The sequence below is a fragment of the Chitinophaga polysaccharea genome (assembly GCF_902150045.1).
Taxonomy (GTDB): domain Bacteria; phylum Bacteroidota; class Bacteroidia; order Chitinophagales; family Chitinophagaceae; genus Chitinophaga; species Chitinophaga polysaccharea_A.
In genome coordinates this window covers 1753005-1772218 of record NZ_CABFVU010000001.1, presented here as the reverse complement: position 1 = coordinate 1772218, position 19214 = coordinate 1753005, and the positions used below count along the sequence as shown (strand labels likewise).

Genomic DNA, 19214 nt, shown 5'->3' with positions numbered 1-19214 from the left:
GTAAAAGTTATTTATGAGACAGCTTCTTCTTTTATTACATGTTTTTTTACTTCACTACTTCTACCCACCTGCCTGGTGAAAAAGCATGTATGGTATTATCATACATGGCTTCGCAGGATGTAGCCGGCAAATAATACCTGCCCAGGTAAGCCGCATTCAGCAATACATTGTAAGTGCGTTTTTTGTTTTCTTCTATGTTGAAATAAGTATATACCCTATCGTCACGTATATCCATGTACGTAGCTGGTGAGGAGTGGAAGGCGCTGTCGTTTTCCATCAGGCGGGTATTCAGTATTTCCCATCCTGAAGGGAAGATCTGCGACAAGGCCATCTGTTCGTAATAACCTCTTTTCCCTGGATTGGTAAGAGTTACGGTGGCCATAAAGTCGCTTCCCTGCCGTAGTGTAGCCGGATCAAGCGGTTTGCCATCGCGGGTGCTGTAGCTTACCTGCATGCCCAATACATCCGGGTTATTGGTAGCAACCGGTTCCTGGCCGGCATCGGGTTGCCCCTGGAGAATCAGCCGCACATATAATACATTCTGCCCGTTATTCCGGAGACTGATATTTCCTGCAGCCCCATTGAAGGTTATGGGGATCTGCGTAACAAACGACTGCCCGTTCACATTGCCTTTGGCGCCGTTCAGGGTGTACGTAAAATTCATCTTGCTGCCTCCCTTGTTATTACCGCAATACTTTGCAACTGCTATCAGGGAATAAGCGGTTGTTTGTGTGCTATACCATTGATCGTTTTGCGATAGCTGTGCTGCGATCTGCTTCACCAGTTCATTGGCACGGTTACGTTGTCCCATGATGGTGAGCGTTTCAAGGATCATGGCCCTGTCGCGCAGGTCGGAGCCAAAGGTGCCGCCAAGCTGCGTATATGCTTTCACGTCGGTAGTGAGGCCCTGTACAAGGGAGTTGGCCACTTCCGGCTGACCGGCAAGTTTATAAGCCGCTGCCAGCCGCCATTTGGCCGGGGCCGACAGATATTTGAATTCCTTTAACCGGTTCATGGCGCCCAGTTCCGGAGATTTGGCAAGTGCCAGGAGATAGAGACGGTACGACTGTGTAAGATCTCCACCATAAAAGTTAAGGGTACTGGGCGCCCAGGTACCGGCTTTATTCCGCTGGTATTTCTTCCATTGATCCAGTAATCCAGCCGGAAGGGTATAGCCCTGTGCCTGTGCTTCTATGAGGAAGTGGCCTCCATAGTTGGTGCCCCACTCGTCGGAGTTACCTTCACCAGGCCAGTAGCTGAAACCGCCATCGGAAGTCTGGAAGCTTTTCAGCCTGTTGATACCCGCTTTCACGTTACGGTCTACCTGTGCACGCTCACTTTCTTTCAGGTCCATGAGCTGATTCAATACCAGTTGCGGGAACACGCCGGAAGTGGTTTGTTCAATACAGCCATGCGGATATTCTATCAGGAACCGCAGGCGCTTGCCCAGGTTGAGGGATGGAATGGTGGATACTTCCAGCACGCCGGAATTGGTGCCGGCCATGCCTACCGGGCTAAAGGCCGATTGCCAGCTGTTGTTGCCTTCCAGTGTATTTTCTATAATATTTGTGATCACCGGGTTAGGGTTCCTCACATTCAGTTCTATATTTTCTTCTGCTTTTTCCGCTCCACTGCTGGCTATTACTTTTATTTTAGCGATACCTGTTTGTGGGCGTACTTTTACATCGAAATAAACAATCTGTTCGCCGGGCTGAGAGAAGGTGACCGCTTTGGTTTGTTCGCCTACTATTTCCAGCAGGGGGCTGGTGCTTAAGCTAACATTCACATTGCGGATATTGGGTTCCAGGCCAAACACCGTCACCGGTACCTGGATGGTTTCCGATGGCCCCAGCACACGTGGAGCGGTAGTAAGCAGCATTAGAGGTTTCTTTACTGCCACTACTTTTTCGGCTGTACCGTAAGCGCCATCCTGGCCGGCTACTACCATTGCTTTTACCGAACCAATGTAAGGCGGCAGCTTGAATTTATGTGTTTGCTTTTGTCCTGTTTTCAGGTAGAAGGGGCCCATATATTTTACTACGGGCTTGAAGCGGTTTGCCTTGGCGCCACCTGCATTTTTATCCAGTCCTTCATCACCGCCAATACTCAGTATACGGTCCATATCCGCTCCCCATGCACCTATCACGTAGTCGAACAAGTCCCAGGTTTTTACACCAAGGGCTTCCCTTGCATAAAATGCATTGTGAGGATCCGGTGTTTTAAAACGGGTAAGATCCAGCAGTCCTTCATCCACAATGGCGATGGTGTAGGTCATTGGTTTGCCGCTGCCCTCACTTACTGTGATGCTGGCTTCCGTTTCCGGTTTCAGTTTATCGGCCATGCTGATCACCGGTTTCAGGATAGTGCCCGGATCTTCAATGGAAATGGGAATGGTGCCATACATACGGATCGGGAGATCGTTGAGGGTTTGTGCATGTGGTTGCAGCAAACTAACGTTTATGTATATATTAGGCGTCATGTTCTTTTCCGCCTTGAACTTAAAGGTGGTCTGACCTTGTTTGGTGGTGATCCAGTATGTTTTCAGCACTTTACTGCCGGACTCAATGCTGATCAGCCCGCGGCCGCCTTCACTGCTTGGGATAGTGAGGTTAATGTCATCGCCGGTTTTATAGGTTTGTTTGTCAGACGTAAACACCAGCATAGATGCTTCCGCGGGGTTGTCTTTCTGCATCCTTTCCGCCCATCCGGGCCAGTCGATGTACACGGCTTTACCTGCTGTATGCCCGCTCTGAAGGTCTTTCACCCTGATCAGGTACCTGCCCCAATCGGGCGAGTTAACACGCAGGTCCCATTTGCCTTTACCATTTTGCAGGGTAACGGTTTCTTTGCTCAGCAGCTGGTTATAGCTGTCTTGCGTAAAGTTGGAGTAGTCATCCTGCTCGCCTTCATCCCACCACCATCTCCATTTGATCTTGTAGAGCTCTACCTGTACTTCACGGCTGCCGGCAGTAAGATTGCCGTTACCGTCTACATCCACCAGGTCGATGGTATGCGCGCGATCGGTGAGCAACATACCCGTGGTACGGTCGCCCGCCGGGATACGTAAACCTGCGTAGGAAGTGAAAGGATTATAAGGCATGGAGAAGTGATCGATACTGAAATCGCCTCCGGGTTCAAATACTTTTACTTCGAAGTTTGCCTTCAGTTGCCCGGGCGCCACTTTACCGAGTTGTATGTCTGCATTCACAGGGGCGCTGCCGCTTTCGCTCAGCGGGCCTTCAAAGATGGTTTTATTTTCCGCATCGAAATGAGTGACGGGATCATCGAAGGAGTAATCGCTGAATTTGGGGAAGCTGGTGCTTTGCTGTACCAGCGACACATCTACTTTGGCTTTCAGGTGTTGCGCAGTAGCGCCAAACAGCCACATGGCCGATAGGTTGCCGGTGGCGCTGCCTTTCGACAGGGATGTAGTGCTGCCAAAATCCATTTTTATTTTAAGCCGGTTCGGCTTCACGGTTTCAATACGCACGTTTTTCTGGAAAGTGGCGCCACCTACTTTTACTTTGGCCACCCAATTGCCTGTAGGATCGTCCGGGGCAGTAGCGGTAGCAAAGCTGTAAAAACCGTTCAGACCTTCATGTTGATTGATGCGTTTATACAATTGACCTTTGGGATTGTATAATTCCAGTGAAACAGGATGGTCTGCCGGTAATTTCTCTCCTTTATCTTCCAGAATAAAAGTAAGATAAACGGAATCGCCGGGGCGCCATACGCCACGTTCGCCATACAGGAAGCCTTTGATACCGTTTTGCACTTCTTCTCCTTTTACGTCAAACCGGCTTAACGGGAGAGAGCTTCCGTCGTCCAGTTTAAGATAACCTCTTTCATTTTCTTTTTTGGCAATGAGCAGGTAAGGCTTGCGTTTCAGATCAAAGGAAGCAAGGCCTTCCCCGTCACTTTTTGTTTTAAATATCACCTGGTTCTGGTAGTCGAGCAGTTCCAGCTCTACGCCTATAAGTGGCTTGGTATCGCGTATATCCGTTACTGCTACCAGCATGCTGTTGTCGTTTCCTCTTTTGGCAATGAGGCCTATATTGGAAGAAATGATATTGCGGGAAGCCCATTTATCTTTACTGTAGTAAGAGTTGGAACAGGCATCATTACGGCGGTCCCAGTTGTAGCCGTATGGATAGTAGCTGTCGTAACGCTGCCAGAAGGAATCATCATCATCGATCTTTTCTCCCCCATAATAATATTCTTCTTCTCCTTCTTCATCGGAAGAAGCGTTGTCGCTGTCCTGAGTGGTATCGGCGGAGCAGGCGGTCATTGCGTACGACTTCCGGAAGCCAATAGTGATGCGGTAAATAGCGCCGGGTTCTGTACGCAGCATCTTATCCAGGTCGAGGAAGAAGCGGTTTTTCTTATGCAGGTTTACTGATTTGTCTCCATCCAGGCGGATTGTTTTTTCTACTACGGGCTTGGCTACACGCCGTAGTTCCTGGCTGCCATCAAGGTCGTTCCGCTGCAGGTATTGCGGTACATTGTTTTCATAGATCTTTATGATGGAAACATCTACAGCGTTGAGGTTCACCGCTTCAAACGGCATTACCAGTTTATTGCTTTCCGGCAGGATCACACCTTTGCCGGGGATGCTTACACCGGGCAAAGTATTTTCAAAGTTAACGTTGGCGCTGAAAGTTTTTCCTAACCGTTTATCAGTGATGTTGATAACGCCTTCGTTTACTATTACGTTGTAATTTCCTTCCAGTCGTACCGGTGCATACACGCTTACCTCGCTGCCATCGATGGTGTAGCGTAGGTCGCTTTGCCCGCTGATGCCAATAAGGCCTTCCAGGGTCTGGGCCATGCTTACCGGGTCGGAGAATTGTACCAGCAGGTGTTGTTCCGGGTCGGAGAGCGCTTTTACATCCATTACTTTAAAGTCGCCAATAGCGGGTACCTCGATGGTGTTTTTCCCGGTATTGTCCACTTTCAGGGAGCTGCCGTTCCAATTCAGTTCCAGGTTACGGGCAATATTGGCGCGGGCAATATTGGCGATGGTAAACCGGGAAGTGCGTTCTGTGGCATTGTGCTGCCAGGTGACGGGCAGGCCTTTACCGGCATATTGTGCGCTGAGTATTTTTTCGATCGCCTGGGGATCTTCCACATCGGCCGTATAGATGGCGCCGGTGAGGGTCATGCGGTCGAGAGTATTATTGGTACTGGCTTTCAGACCGAAATTTTCTATGGAGAAGGATGGCTTGATGATCTTAAATTCAAAATCGAATGATTTGAGCTCCTTTGGCACATCCAGTATTTTCCCGAGTTTAAAGTTGGCTTCATACTTTTTACCAGGCTGCAGGTTTTCATCCGGTCTGAACTCGATGGTGGTGGCATCAATCCAGTAGGCCTTCCCTTTGATGGACGGAGAAAAGTCGAATACTTCCTTCTCCAGCGGCTCATTCTGGGTATGAGTTATATTCGTCTGTGAGGTGAGGTGAACACGAATAGCGCTTTGTTTGGAAATGATACCTGCCGTATATGCCTCAATATATTTGGCAAATTCCGGGTTCATTTCTTTTTTCGCCGTACGGCAACCACTGATCACAAACAGGGTAGCGAGGAATAAAAACAATGCTGCTACAGCAGTAAGCCTTTTTGTTGGGTGCATCAGGAAAGCAGATTAGGTGATCAACTAGCTGCGAATGTCGGGAATTTTATCCAAACGTGGGGGATCGCCTTCGGCGATGCGGATTTTGTCTGACTCAGGATTAAACTGATTACGCTGATTACGCTGATTTGATTACTTTGGATTTAAAATGATTTGGGGAGATTTAAGTGAATATCCGCTTAAATCTCCCCAAATCTTTAAAATCACATTACAAAATCAAATCAGCGTAATCAGCGTAATCAGTTTAATCCTGAGTCAGACAAAATCCGCGTCAATCCTACGCCATTTCGCCTTTGTTCAGGCGGAGGAACTTATCAACACAGGAGGGCAGCTCATCTTCGTAGTGGGTTACAAAGATGAGGGTTACCGGCATATGTTCACAAAGTTGTTCTATTACTTTTTTGAAATGTATTTTTTGACGGGCGTCAAGTCCCTGGCAGGGTTCATCAAAGATCAGCAGCGGCGGGTTTTTAACGAGAGCACGGGCCAGCAGGGTTAGGCGCTGTGCGCTTTCGGGCACCTGTTTGAAGGGTGTTTTTTCATGATCCGCGATATTCAGAACGCTCATCCAGTCACGGGCCACCTGTTGTTGCCCGGAGGTAGCCGGCCGCGTGCTGCCAATTACATCAGAGAAGCCGGAACAAACCACCTGGAGGCAGTTATCACGGGAGGTGAAGTATTGATGCAGTTCTGGTGATACGAAGCCTATTTTTTTCTTGATATCCCAGATGCTTTCGCCGCTTCCGCGTTTCCGGTCGAACAGCCAGAGCTTATTGGCATAGGCCTGGGGATTGTCGCCGTTCACAAGGCTTAGCAGTGTTGATTTTCCCGCGCCGTTGGGGCCCAGCAATGCCCATTTATCGTTGGGCTTTACTGTCCAGTTGATGCCGTTCAGGATAGTGTTTTCACCGTATTTAATGTGAATGTCTTCCATGCGCACAATCGTCTCGAACTGGTTGTGAGGACTGTTCTGTACCAGTGCGGCAATTTTTTCGGCTTCCATTTCCGGCAATGGTATTTCCGTTACAGCGGGTAACGGCAACTTTATAAATTCGCTGCGGGTATACTTACCGGTTATTGCCCCGTTTTCCAGTGTGAGTACGTGGGTGATATGTTCCGGTATTTCCTGGGGAGCGGTGGCCAGTATTACCGTTGCGCCACCGGTAATGATTTCGTTGATCATGGCGCTGAAATCTTTCCTGGCCTGTACATCCAGCCCGATATAAGGGTTGTCCAGCATAAGCAGTTGCGGTTGCTGGATGAGGGCGCGGGCAATCATCACCCGGCGGGTTTCGCCATTTGACAATTTAATGAGCCGTTTTTCCATCAACGGGGCAATACGCAGAGGCTGAAGTAATGCCGGTACTTCGGTCAGCTCCAGGTATTCCATTACGGTAGGTGAATTATCTGCATCCATGCTGTTGAAGCGCTGCTGATAATAGAAATCAGTAGTGGTGTTAGAGAGGTTGAGGAAGGTATGATGATGGCCTACCAGGGCTACCAGGTTACGGTAATTGAACCAGGGATCTGTGATGGTATGTTGCCGGCACCATTCATCATAGAAGTGGTGATGGATACTTCCGTTGATAATGTTAAACTTACCGAGAATGGTATTCAGCAGGGCTGTTTTACCAGAGCCACTGGGGCCTGTTACAGCCCATTGCTCTCCTTTGTTGATCTGCCAGGTGAGGGTATTGAATAATGTTTTGTCGAGATACCTCACGGTGATATGTTCCAGCGAAAGGAACGGTGTTTGCTGCTCTGTCATAATTTGAACGATTGGGCTCAGTATTCATCTGTCGGATATAAAATTAATCCGATTATTGAAAGCTTCCAGTAAATTTATGGCAAAGTTTGAGGGTATGATCTGGATTACGAAATCATTTGACGGGTTAACAACTACTGAGCTCTATGCTATCCTGCATTTGCGAAGTGAAGTATTTGTGGTGGAACAGCAATGTCCTTACCAGGATCTGGACTATGCGGATCAGAAGGCGTTGCATCTGATGGGAACGGATGAGGAAGGCAGGCTGTTGGCATACACCCGTATTTTTGCTCCTGGAATCAAGTTTGAAGAAGCATCTATCGGCAGGGTGGTTACTTCTCCGCAGGCCCGTGGCAAGGGTGCCGGCCGGCAGTTAATGGAACGCTCTATTGAAGTGCTTCAGGCCAACTATGGAGTAATTCCCATCCGGATAGGCGCCCAGCAATACCTGCAGCAGTTTTATACTTCGCTGGGATTTGAGCAAACCAGTGATACTTATATAGAAGATGGGATTCCTCATATCGAGATGTTGAGGCCATGATATAATGTTTAGGGAGATAAAGGCAGAACAGCTGCTTTTCATCTCCCTAAAAAAATTACCGCTTGGGTATTTTTTTCTTTTTCACCTCTTTAACAGGCGCGTGTTCTTTTATCCGGTAAAAAGGGATGGCGTAGGAAATAGTGTACTGCACATCAAAAACTGATCTCTTGGAACCTGAGCCAAAACCGGGAATGATCAGCGGGGTCATTTCATCTGTTTTTACATTGTTAACCAGTATACGTTCCCGGATATTCCAGCCCATGAAAAGGTTTTTCAGCACTTCTACCTTTAATCCTACCAATAACTCCACCCAATGGGCATTTACCGCAGTTTGGGGAATGCTGCCTGCGAGGTTATCGCCCCAGTAAGTATTTTTGATGGAATAGGTGGGAACGGAATAGTTAAAATGCGAGAATCCGTAACGGAAACCTGCATAGAATATATTCTTCTCGGTAACATATTGTCTTTTCAGAAAATTATAATCAACGCCCAGGGTTACAAACATACCATTGCCTTTATAGGTATAATTGGTATCGCTGTAGGGGGTATTGGCGTATCCGCCTTCAAAGGCGACATAAAGGTTGCTGTTGATGCGGGCATCTGCTACTACAGTTACTTCTTTCCGGTAAGGATAATATATCGCAGATGGTATCCGGCTAAGATCCACTCCTATCCGTACAAAGCCGGGGATATACCAGGAGCTGTCTTTAAGCAGCGCTATCTTTGCCGTATCGGTCGGCGCTTTGCGGCTGGTATCTGCCTTAGCCACTTTGTGCAGGGTGTCTGCTTTTGCGGCCGCCGGCTTGTTTTGTGCCGTGGAAGCAACGCTGAGCAGGATACTAGTTAAAAAAGAAATACAAAGTAAGATGCGTGTCATTGCTGCTAGTTACGGACTTATTATTAATTACAACAGAGTCGATGGTATGCATGGTGGTGATAACGGTATCGATGTTAAAATAGGTACCAAAACCACATCCGGGCGATATAAAATGCTGTTGCCGTGTATACCTGATCTTTAAGGTATCAGCGATGAAGCTGGAATCCACTTTCAGGTAAAAGAGGCTGCTGTCTGCAATAGGCGATAGCTGGAAGAACAGGTCGCTCAGTGGCTGGCTTTTGTAAATCGTATCCCGGCCAAAGGCGTATGCGGTTACTTTGGGCATAATAGTATCCGATAATTTGCCGGTGAGTTTACGCATAAGGTGGGTATGGTAATCATTCCGCAGTGTTTGATCGCATACCTTTGTTTCATTTTCGCAGGCGATGATGCCCGCGAAAATGAAACAGGTCAATAATATCTGGTAGATGCTTTTCATGGCTTATTTACAGTTGGCAAGATATTAAATTCCCAGCTCCTTTTTGAGGAATCTGGCGGTATGACTGTCCTTGCAGGTACTTACCTGTTCCGGGGTGCCGGTGCAGAGGATGGTACCGCCGCCCCCGCCGCCTTCAGGGCCCAGGTCTGCAATGTAGTCGGCCATTTTAATAACGTCCAGGTTATGCTCTATCACCAGTACGGTGTTGCCCCTGTCTACCAGTTTATACAGTACTTGCAGTAGCAGCTGTATGTCCTGGAAATGAAGCCCTGTTGTGGGCTCATCGAGAATATAGATGGTTTTGCCGGTGTCTTTCTTGGAAAGTTCGGTAGCCAGTTTTACCCGCTGTGCTTCTCCACCGGAGAGGGTTACGGCAGACTGGCCAAGGGTAATATATCCAAGTCCCACATCCTGCAGCGTTTTTATTTTACGGTAGATCCATGGTACCGGCTGAAAGAATTCCACGGCTTCATCCACCGTCATATCCAGTACATCTGAAATGGATTTGCCTTTATAGCGTATTTCCAGCGTTTCGCGGTTATAACGGCGACCGTTACATTTTTCGCAGTGCACATACACATCCGGCAGGAAGTTCATTTCAATAACGCGCATACCACCGCCTTCACAAACATCGCAGCGGCCGGTTTTTACATTAAAGGAAAAGCGGCCGGCATTATAACCCCTGATCTTTGCTTCTGGTACTGATGCAAAAAGGGTCCTGATATCGGTGAAAAATCCGCAATAGGTAGCCGGGTTGCTGCGTGGGGTACGGCCTATGGGCGATTGGTCAATTTCAATCACCTTATCTATAAACTCAAGTCCCTTGATGCTTTTGTAGGGCATGGGAACCATTTTGGAGTCGTACGCATGTTTGGAAAGAATGGGATACAGGGTTTCGTTGATCAGGGTAGATTTACCACTGCCGGAAACGCCGGTGATACAGATGAAAGTGCCCAGGGGTAGTTTCAGATTCACATTCTTCAGGTTGTTGCCGGAAGCTCCTTTCAGCTCCAGGAAATTGCCGTTGCCTTTCCTGCGTTGGACGGGTATTTCCGGGGAGGTATTGCCATTCAGGTACCCGGCGGTGGGTGTATTGAGTTTCAGGATCTGTTTGGGCGTGCCCTGCGCGATGATCTGGCCTCCGTGTACACCTGCACCCGGACCAATATCCACCAGGTGATCGGCATGCAGCATAATGTCTTTATCGTGTTCCACTACGATAACCGTGTTACCCATGTCTTTCAGGTTGCGGAGGGCGTCTATGAGCTGCATATTGTCGCGCTGGTGCAAACCAATGCTGGGCTCATCCAGGATATAGGTGATGCCCATAAGCTGCGATCCTATCTGGGTAGCGAGGCGGATACGCTGTGATTCGCCTCCACTGAGGGTTCTGGTGGCCCGGTTCAGGGTGAGGTAGTTTAACCCTACATTCAGCAGGAATCCCAGTCGCTCGCGGATTTCCTTCAGGATATCCTTGGCTATAGCGTTTTGTTTTTTCTCAAGGCGGTTTTCGATATTTCCAAACCAGGCCAGGAGCTTATCCAGGTCCATGTTACCAAGCTCGGAGATATTTTTTTCATCGATCTTAAAGAACAGGCTTTCCTTTTTGAGGCGGGCACCGTTACATTCGGGACAGGTGCTTAGTTTCATGAAGCCTTCTGCCCAGCTGCGCACGTGATCGGAAGAGGTATCGTTGAAATAGCGGCGAACCATATTCACTACGCCTTCGTATTCTGTGGCGTATTCCGTGCCGCCGTTGCTTTCCCCGAATTCCATGTCTACTTCCAGTTTGCCGTTTTCGTCGCCAAACAACAAAACGTTGAGGGCTTTTTGCGGGATGCTGGAAATAGGGGCTGTTAAGGAAAATTTATACTTTTTGGCGAGTTGTTGCACTTGTTTAAAGGTAAAGGTATCGCGGGCTTCGCCTAATGGTTTTAGTCCACCGTCGGTGATGGATATGTTGTAATCGGGGATTACTTCGTCCATATCTATCTGGTAAATAGTACCAAGTCCTTTACAGCGGGGGCAGGCGCCATAGGGAGAGTTAAAGGAGAAGGTGTTCGGGCTGGGCTCTTCATAGGAAAGACCGGTGTCTTCACACATCAGTTGTTTACTGTACTGGCTCACTTTATTGGTATCGTGATCCATGATAAACAGCAGTCCTTTCCCCATGGTAAGCGCTTTTTGCACGCTCTGGCTGATCCGGGTACGGGCGTCTTCCTGTACCTGGATACGGTCTATCACCAGCTCTATGTCGTGGATCTTGTAGCGGTCCACCTGCATCCTTTCTTTCAGGTCTTCTATTTCCCCGTCGATCCGTACTTTGAGGTATCCTTGTTTGCGTACCTGTTCAAACAGTTCCCGGTAATGGCCTTTGCGTCCGCGTACAAGCGGCGCAAGTATAACCAGTTTTTTATTTTTATAGTGTTTGAAAAGATGCGCCAGAATTTCCTCTTCCGAGAAGCGGGTCATTGGTTTGTTGGTATTGTAGGAATAGGCGGTTCCGGCGCGTGCATAGAGCAGGCGGAGGAAATCGTATATTTCCGTGATAGTACCAACGGTAGACCGGGGATTTTTATTTGTTGTTTTCTGTTCTATAGAAATAACGGGAGAAAGCCCGGTGATCTTATCAACATCAGGCCTTTCCATATCGCCGATAAATTGGCGGGCATAAGCGGAAAAGCTTTCCATGTAACGGCGTTGTCCTTCTGCATAGATGGTATCAAATGCCAGTGATGATTTACCACTGCCGCTGATGCCGGTGATTACTACCAGTTTATTTTTGGGCAACTGCAGATCCAGGTTTTTCAGGTTATGCTCCCGGGCGCCAAAGATGGCTATTTGTTCATCTGCCGGGGCTTGCGCAACGGAAGTCTCGGGTACATTCTCTTTTTTCTTTGCCATAACATTAAACTACGAAGCTACGGCATAATTGCGAATTATGCGATTTGTTTTGCTAAAATTTTTAGCGAAGTGAGGAGGAGGGGCGCCTTCGGCGTTCTGGTAAATTGTCTTGGAACATTGATTACGCTGATTATAATGATTAGCCTGATTTTGTTTTTTGAGTGTTAGTATTGGGAGATGTGGGTGGGGAAATGAGTTGTTTTCCGGTGCTTGTAGGGGTAGATGGATGGGAATAGCGTGATTTACTGATATTTAAGGTATATGTGCAGTGATATTATCGGATATTACGTTTTTATTAAAAATAGTAAAGGGAAATATAAGCGCAACAAATATATCCGCTTACATCTCCCTTCATCTTTATTTTAATCTTAAAAAACAAAATCAGGCTAATCATTATAATCAGCGTAATCAATGTTCCAAGACAATTTACCAGAGCGCCGAAGGCGCCCGCTTACGCTTTATACTTCTTGAATACTACTATCGCGTTATGGCCGCCAAAACCAAAGGTATTGCTCATCGCTACGTTTACAGTACGTTGCTGGGCCTTACCAAGAGTGAGGTTCAGGTTGGTAGGAATTCCTTCACCAAGTACGGCAGTGTTGATGGTGGGAGGAATAATATCTTCCTGGGTGGCTTTGATACATGCAATGGCTTCAATGGCGCCGGCAGCTCCAAGCAGGTGACCTGTCATGGATTTGGTGGCACTGATATTGAGTTTTTCCACATGGTCGCCAAAAGCGGTTACGATAGCCTTTAATTCACTGAGATCTCCTACCGGGGTAGAGGTGGTGTGAGAGTTGATATAATCCACATCGGTAGTGGCAATACCTGCGTCTTCCAGTGCCTGCTCCATACCTAAGCGTGCGCCCATACCTTCAGGATGGGTGGCAGTAAGATGGTAGGCATCGCAGGTCATAGCACCGCCGATCATTTCACCATAAATGGTGGCACCCCTGGCAATAGCGTGTTCATATTCTTCCAGGATGATAGCGCCTGCACCTTCACCCATCACAAAGCCGTCGCGCTCTATATCGAAGGGACGGGAAGCATGTGCTGCATCCTCATTACGGGTAGATAATGCTTTAAGGGCATTGAACCCTGCAATACCGGCGCGGGTTACAGGGGCTTCAGAGCCACCTGCTACAATAGCATTGGCTTTACCCAGGCGGATGTAATTGAAAGCATCAACGAGGGCGCTGGTAGAAGATGCGCATGCAGACACTGTACAGAAATTGATACCCATGAAACCATATTTCATAGCTATCTGGCCTGCGGCAATGTCACAGATTAATTTCGGAATAAAGAAAGGGTTGAATTTAGGAATGAAATTACCCTGTGTAAATTCAACGATCTGTTCTTCGAACGTAAGCATTCCACCGTTGCCGGACGCCCAGATCACACCGATTTTTGTTTTATCGATGGCTGCACTATCAAGACCGGCATCCTGTACTGCTTCCTGTGCAGCCGCCATAGCGTACTGTGTGAAGCAATCCATTTTGCGGGCTTCCTTCTTTTCCATATATTTTTCCACATCAAATCCTTTGACTTCACAGGCGAATTTTGTTTTAAACTCTGTGGTGTCAAATTTAGTGATGGGGCCGGCGCCGCTAACGCCTGCTTTCATATTGTTCCAAAAAGTATTTACATCATTCCCGATAGGTGTTAATGCTCCCAATCCGGTAACCACAACCCTTTTCAGTGTAACAGTACGCATATTTTTTACTTTAATAAAAAAAGTTAGAGCGCAAATTTAGTTACTTATTGTTATGAATAAGCATATTCATTAAGATAATATAATATAACTTTTTGTGATTTACGATGAAATCGCCTATAGAAGCGCATTTGCGTGCAGGAAGAAGCAGGATCTGACATCTCCTTTACTTTTCTCCCGATATTTTTATTTAAAAAAACAGGAAAATGCAAGGGAATTGTAACCCGTGAAGATGTAAGTGTTATGCGATATGGGTAAGATATCAGGCTGCTGCCACTACTTCAGGTACCGGCACAGTGCTGATTTTACGGGTACGCTGCTTCAGGAAGTCAATGATCTCAGCGTCTGTCTGGTAGCGGTCGCCGATATTTACAAAGTGTTTTGCCAGCAGGTCGTAGCGTTTGCCCATCAGGTAGGCCCACACATGCAGGAAATGGATCCCGTCAAATACAATGGCGTCGTTGCTGATATATTCCCCCAGGGTTTTGGTGAAGTATACCGGATGCTCTGTCCAGTGCATGCTGGGTTTCACATGGTGACTGATATGATAGCCATCGTTCCAGCATTTGTGGTTGTATTTTGTATTGATGCAGGTAATGCTGTTCTTATAACAGTTATCCGGCTCTTCAGTATCAATAAAGGCATGTTGCGCCCAGTTGCCCACCATCATAATGACGCGGGAAATAATAAATGGCAGTATAAACACTACGAAGGTGGCAGGAAAATTAATGAATGACAAGCCAACGCAGGCAGCAATGAAAAGTACTTCGCCCCTCACCAGTTTTACCATTAACTTATTTCTTTTTTTCCGGAGATGATAGCGGGCAGTGTCATATACCCCGAAAGTAACGAAGTGGAACAGGTATAAGAGGAACCCACGGAAGGAATCGCGCTGGTATATCATGGTGCAGCTGTCGTCGTCGGGCATATTGTTTTCCGGGTGATGCATGCCGATATGGTGGGAATAGTATGACTCCGGTGTTTGGCCGAATAAAGGACCAATTGCCCATGGCAGGTAATTGTTCCAGAACTGGTATTTCTTTTCAAAAAACACCCGGTGGCTGGTACAGTGCAGCATCAGGCCAAAAGGACCTTTAAAGGTGATATTGTTCAGGAACTGGTAGGCAATGGCTGCGCCCCACCATACCCAGTTATTTATTCCCGGGATATACATGAGGATGGCCAGCGGCCACAGGGTGAAGGTGATTTTTAATGTAAGGTATACAAAGGGAAGGTCTCGCTCATCTCTGATCCAGCTTTTAAAAAGGCGGTCAAGTGCAGTTTCATGTTCAGGCTTAATGTAAATTGGATCAGTAAGTTGAGAAAGATGCTTCATAAGCTCAGTGTATTTTACTACAGTTGTAATAATGTTGGCCAGGAGCCGGTAAATTACTATAACGCTCCCTGAGAAGATATATTATACCGTGTAGGGATGACTGAAAGATAACCATTTTTTTCTTCTCTGGTAGTTATTACAGGTATTTTTGTAATTTCCGTTCTAATGTGTATCTGTCAGAGAGTAACATAGCCCTGTAATATGTAATAACTGAATGAATATGGGAATGTTCAGGAAGCTCATTTTCGTATATGCCAAAACCAATCACTATACATGAAGCGATTAACCCTTAAGGATGTTGCTAAAATGGCCGGAGTGGCCCCTTCCACGGTTTCGTTCGTTTTGAACGGAAAAGGGAAACAAATGCGTATCCGCGACGAGGTAGCTACCAGGATTATGCAGGTGGCTGAAAAGTGTGGATATGAGCCCCACCGTATGGCCGTGAACCTCCGGACAGGGCAATCCAAAACCCTGGGACTGATCGTAGAAAGTATTTCAGGAAGTTTTTTTGCCAGTCTTGCCAAAACCATAGAAACCGAAGCGGAGCGCAGAGGCTATAACGTGGTATATTGCAGTACTGAAAATAATGCCCAGAAAGGCGGGGAACTGATCCGCATGCTTGGCCGGCAAATGGTGGATGGTTACCTGATCACCCCGGCCCCGGGGATGGAAAAGGAAATCCAGCACCTGGTACAGCAGCATAAGCCGATAGTACTGATGGACAGCTATTTCCCATCCATCAAAACTCCTTATGTGCTGATCAACAATTTTGACGGCGTACAGCAGGGAATGAAACACCTGATAGGGAAAGGGCTTACCAAAATCGGGTTTGTGATGGTAGATGTGAAGCTGATACAGATAGAAGAGCGCCTGCGGGGCTATACCACTGCATTGAAAGAACATAAGATACCGGTAAAGAAGAAACATATCCTGCAGCTGCAGTATCACCGGCAGCGGGAAGATTCCCTCAATGAGCTGCAGGCCTTTATAGAGGCCAATCCCGAACTGGATGCCATCTTTTTTTCCACTAACTACCTTGGCATCCTGGGCCTGGAAGTGATAGCCAGGATGGGGCTGAAGATGCCTGACGACATCGCGGTATTGTGTTTCGATGACCATGATATCTTCCGTTTATACCCGCCGGGTATTTCAGTGATAGAACAGCCCATAGAGGGTATTGCCAAAACGGCCATAGACCTGCTGATGCACCAGCTGGATAAAAACAGCGGCCCGATGAAGAAAACGGCAGTGGAGTTACCCGGAAAATTTATCCTGCGGGGATCGGCCTGAATCCCGGGTGCCGCTTATAAAAAAACTGTTGAATACTTGTATTTGCTGGAAAAATAGTTTTATTTTTAGAACCAGCTTTTAGAGCTTAACGGAAAAAGGATTCGCTGAATCTTTTTTTTCTGTACCTGTGCTAAATCGATTTTGTTAAAATTTCACGGTATCTTCACACGGCGAGTGTGATGTTGGCTAAAAGGATCATTTTTGTTGTATATAATATCTAATCATGAAAAAAGTTGGACTGTTAGCAGCCGCTTTATTCTGCCTGCATGGTGCATACAGCCAAACGGTAAATAAAGTTGCTGAACCGGTAGAATGGGTGAATACCCTGATGGGCACTGATTCTAAAGTAAGCTTATCAAACGGGAACACCTATCCTGCTATCGCCCTGCCATGGGGCATGAACTTCTGGATGCCGCAAACCAATACAATGGGAAATGGCTGGGCCTATCAATATACCGCTGACAAGATCAGGGGATTCAAACAAACGCACCAGCCTTCTCCCTGGATCAACGACTATGGCCAGTTTGCCATTATGCCCGTTACCGGTACCGTAAAGTTCGACCAGAACAAACGCGCCAGCTGGTTCTCCCATAAATCGGAAGTGGCAAAGCCATATTATTACAGCGTATACCTCGCTGATCCGGATGTTACCACGGAAATTACGCCCACAGAAAGAGCTGCACAGCTGCGCTTCACCTTCCCGGCCACCGACAGTGCCTTCATCGTGGTAGATGCTTTCGATAAAGGTTCCTATATTAAAATATTACCGGAAGAAAAGAAGATCATCGGTTATACTACCAAAAACAGCGGTGGCGTGCCTTCCAATTTCAAAAATTACTTTATCATCAAATTTGATAAGCCATTTACCGTTGCCGATATCTGGCACGATTCCGTACTGGTGAAAGGCCAGCTGGAACTGCAGGCAGATCATACCGGTGCTGTGGTAGGCTTTAAAACAAAGAAAGGTGAGAAAGTAGGCATCCAAACCGCCTCCTCTTTTATCAGCTTTGAACAGGCCGAACTAAACCTGCAACGCGAAATCGGCCAGGATAACTTCGACGCCACCTGTAAGAAAGCAAAAGACATCTGGAATAAAGAGCTTGGCAGGCTGGCCATAGAAGGCGGTTCCAGCGAACAGGTAAGCACCTTCTACTCTTCCCTGTACCGTACTATGCTCTTCCCGCGCAAGTTCTATGAGATCAATGCAAAGAACGAAATAGTACACTACAGCCCCTTCAATGGCCAGGTATTACCCGGCTATATGTTCACCGACAACGGGTTCTGGGATACCTTCCGCGCTGTACATCCTTTCTTCACCCTGATGTATCCTACACTCAGTTCGCATATCATGGAAGGATTGTCTAACGCTTATAATGAAAGCGGCTGGTTACCAGAGTGGGCAAGCCCCGGTCACCGCGACTGTATGGTGGGTTCCAACTCTGCTTCATTGATTGCTGATGCTTACCTGAAAGGTATCCGCGGATATGATATCAATAACCTGTATAAGGCTATTCTGAAGAATACTGAAAACGAAGGCCCGCTAAGCTCCGTAGGCCGCCTGGGCGTTAAATACTATAACTCACTTGGCTATGTGCCTTACGATGTTGAAGTAAATGAAAACGCCGCGCGTACCCTGGAATATGCTTACGACGACTTCACCATTTACCAGCTGGCAAAAGCACTGAACCGCCCGAAAAAAGAAATCGATCTTTTTGAAAAGCGCTCCCAGAACTACCGTAACCTTTTTGACCCGGAAACAAAACTGATGCGCGGAAAGAACAAGGATGGTAAATTCCAGACACCGTTCAATCCGTTCAAATGGGGCGATGCCTTTACAGAAGGCAACAGCTGGCACTATACCTGGTCTGTATTCCACGATGTTCAAGGCCTGGCCAAACTGATGGGCGGCCGTGAAATGTTCGCCAAAATGCTGGACTCTGTTTTCAATATGCCACCGGTATTTGATGAAAGTTACTATGGCACCGTTATCCACGAAATACGCGAAATGCAGATCATGAACATGGGACAGTATGCACATGGCAACCAACCCATCCAGCACATGATTTATTTATATAACTACGCAGGCCAGCCCTGGAAAACACAATACTGGATCCGCCAGGTAATGAGCCGGCTGTATAAAGCCACTCCTGATGGTTACTGCGGTGATGAAGACAACGGCCAAACCAGTGCCTGGTACGTGTTCTCTGCAATGGGCTTCTATCCTGTATGCCCGGGTACCCAGCAATATGTGCTTGGTACACCGCTTTTTGCCAAACTCACCATGACTTTCGAAGATGGTAAGCAGATGGTGATCAATGCGCCAGGCAACAGCGATACCAACCTGTACGTGCAAAAGGCTTCTCTGAACGGACAGCCATATACAAAGAACTGGATCAGCCACCAGGACCTGCAGAAAGGCGGTACCCTGGAATTCCAAATGGGCGCTACTCCTGAGAAATCAAGAGGAACAGACCCTGCTGCTTTTCCATATTCTTTTTCAGCAACAGCGGGTAAGTAATATACTAACATACATGTATAAACGATTTTCATTGTTCACTGAAATATTTCATCCCGACTCTTCGGGATGTACTTAATTTCCTTACGCGGATTTTGTCCTGGTACACTGATTACGCTGATTTTGATGATTTCATTGATATTTTTTAAAAGAGATTTTTAGAATTTTTTAGGACCAAAAAATCAGCAGTTAAAATTTAAAAAT

10 protein-coding genes are annotated in these 19214 nt (G+C 47.1%); 3 read left to right on the top strand and 7 right to left on the bottom strand.

Annotation, left to right across the window (positions count from 1 at the left end; all coding sequences use genetic code 11):
• Positions 1-46: 46 nt before the first annotated feature.
• Together FN124_RS07110 and FN124_RS07105 are read right to left on the bottom strand one after the other, a co-directional pair.
• On the bottom strand, positions 47-5632 hold the full coding sequence (locus FN124_RS07110) for an alpha-2-macroglobulin family protein (RefSeq protein WP_142684040.1): 5586 nt from the start codon (positions 5630-5632) through the stop codon (positions 47-49).
• Between the two features lie 277 nt (positions 5633-5909).
• Positions 5910-7400, bottom strand: coding sequence for an ATP-binding cassette domain-containing protein (locus FN124_RS07105; RefSeq protein ID WP_142684039.1), 1491 nt, complete (start codon positions 7398-7400; stop codon positions 5910-5912).
• A gap of 76 nt (positions 7401-7476) precedes the next feature.
• Here FN124_RS07105 and FN124_RS07100 point away from each other — a divergent pair, with 76 nt between their 5' ends.
• Positions 7477-7938: a GNAT family N-acetyltransferase gene (locus FN124_RS07100; RefSeq protein WP_260607355.1), complete on the top strand. Its 462-nt coding sequence runs from the start codon at positions 7477-7479 to the stop codon at positions 7936-7938.
• A 55-nt stretch (positions 7939-7993) separates the two neighbouring features.
• On the opposite strand, the gene FN124_RS07095 is transcribed toward FN124_RS07100, so the two are convergent.
• The 5 genes from FN124_RS07095 to FN124_RS07075 all read right to left on the bottom strand — a co-directional run bounded on the left by FN124_RS07095 (position 7994) and on the right by FN124_RS07075 (position 15205).
• Entirely contained in the window at positions 7994-8815 is an 822-nt protein-coding gene (locus FN124_RS07095) for a DUF6048 family protein (protein ID WP_142684038.1), read from the bottom strand.
• Positions 8778-9254 carry a DUF6452 family protein gene (locus tag FN124_RS07090; RefSeq protein WP_142684037.1) on the bottom strand — a complete coding sequence of 159 codons (477 nt, stop codon included), beginning with the start codon at positions 9252-9254 and terminating at the stop codon, positions 8778-8780. The genes FN124_RS07095 and FN124_RS07090 overlap by 38 nt, the downstream gene beginning before the upstream one ends.
• A gap of 24 nt (positions 9255-9278) precedes the next feature.
• Positions 9279-12158, bottom strand: coding sequence for an excinuclease ABC subunit UvrA (gene uvrA / locus FN124_RS07085; RefSeq protein ID WP_142684036.1), 2880 nt, complete (start codon positions 12156-12158; stop codon positions 9279-9281).
• 451 nt (positions 12159-12609) lie between these two features.
• Entirely contained in the window at positions 12610-13872 is a 1263-nt protein-coding gene (gene fabF / locus FN124_RS07080; RefSeq protein WP_142684035.1) for a beta-ketoacyl-ACP synthase II, read from the bottom strand.
• A 259-nt stretch (positions 13873-14131) separates the two neighbouring features.
• The gene (locus FN124_RS07075) at positions 14132-15205 is read right to left on the bottom strand and encodes a fatty acid desaturase family protein (protein ID WP_142684034.1); all 1074 of its coding nucleotides are present in this window, start codon (positions 15203-15205) and stop codon (positions 14132-14134) included.
• A gap of 273 nt (positions 15206-15478) precedes the next feature.
• Between FN124_RS07075 and FN124_RS07070 the strand changes: the two genes are divergently transcribed.
• Both FN124_RS07070 and FN124_RS07065 read left to right on the top strand, forming a co-directional pair.
• The gene (locus FN124_RS07070; RefSeq protein WP_142684033.1) at positions 15479-16495 is read left to right on the top strand and encodes a LacI family DNA-binding transcriptional regulator; all 1017 of its coding nucleotides are present in this window, start codon (positions 15479-15481) and stop codon (positions 16493-16495) included.
• 223 nt (positions 16496-16718) lie between these two features.
• Positions 16719-19013 (top strand): GH92 family glycosyl hydrolase, encoded by a 2295-nt coding sequence (locus FN124_RS07065; protein ID WP_142684032.1) that lies wholly within the window; start codon positions 16719-16721, stop codon positions 19011-19013.
• The last annotated feature ends 201 nt before the right edge of the window (positions 19014-19214 follow it).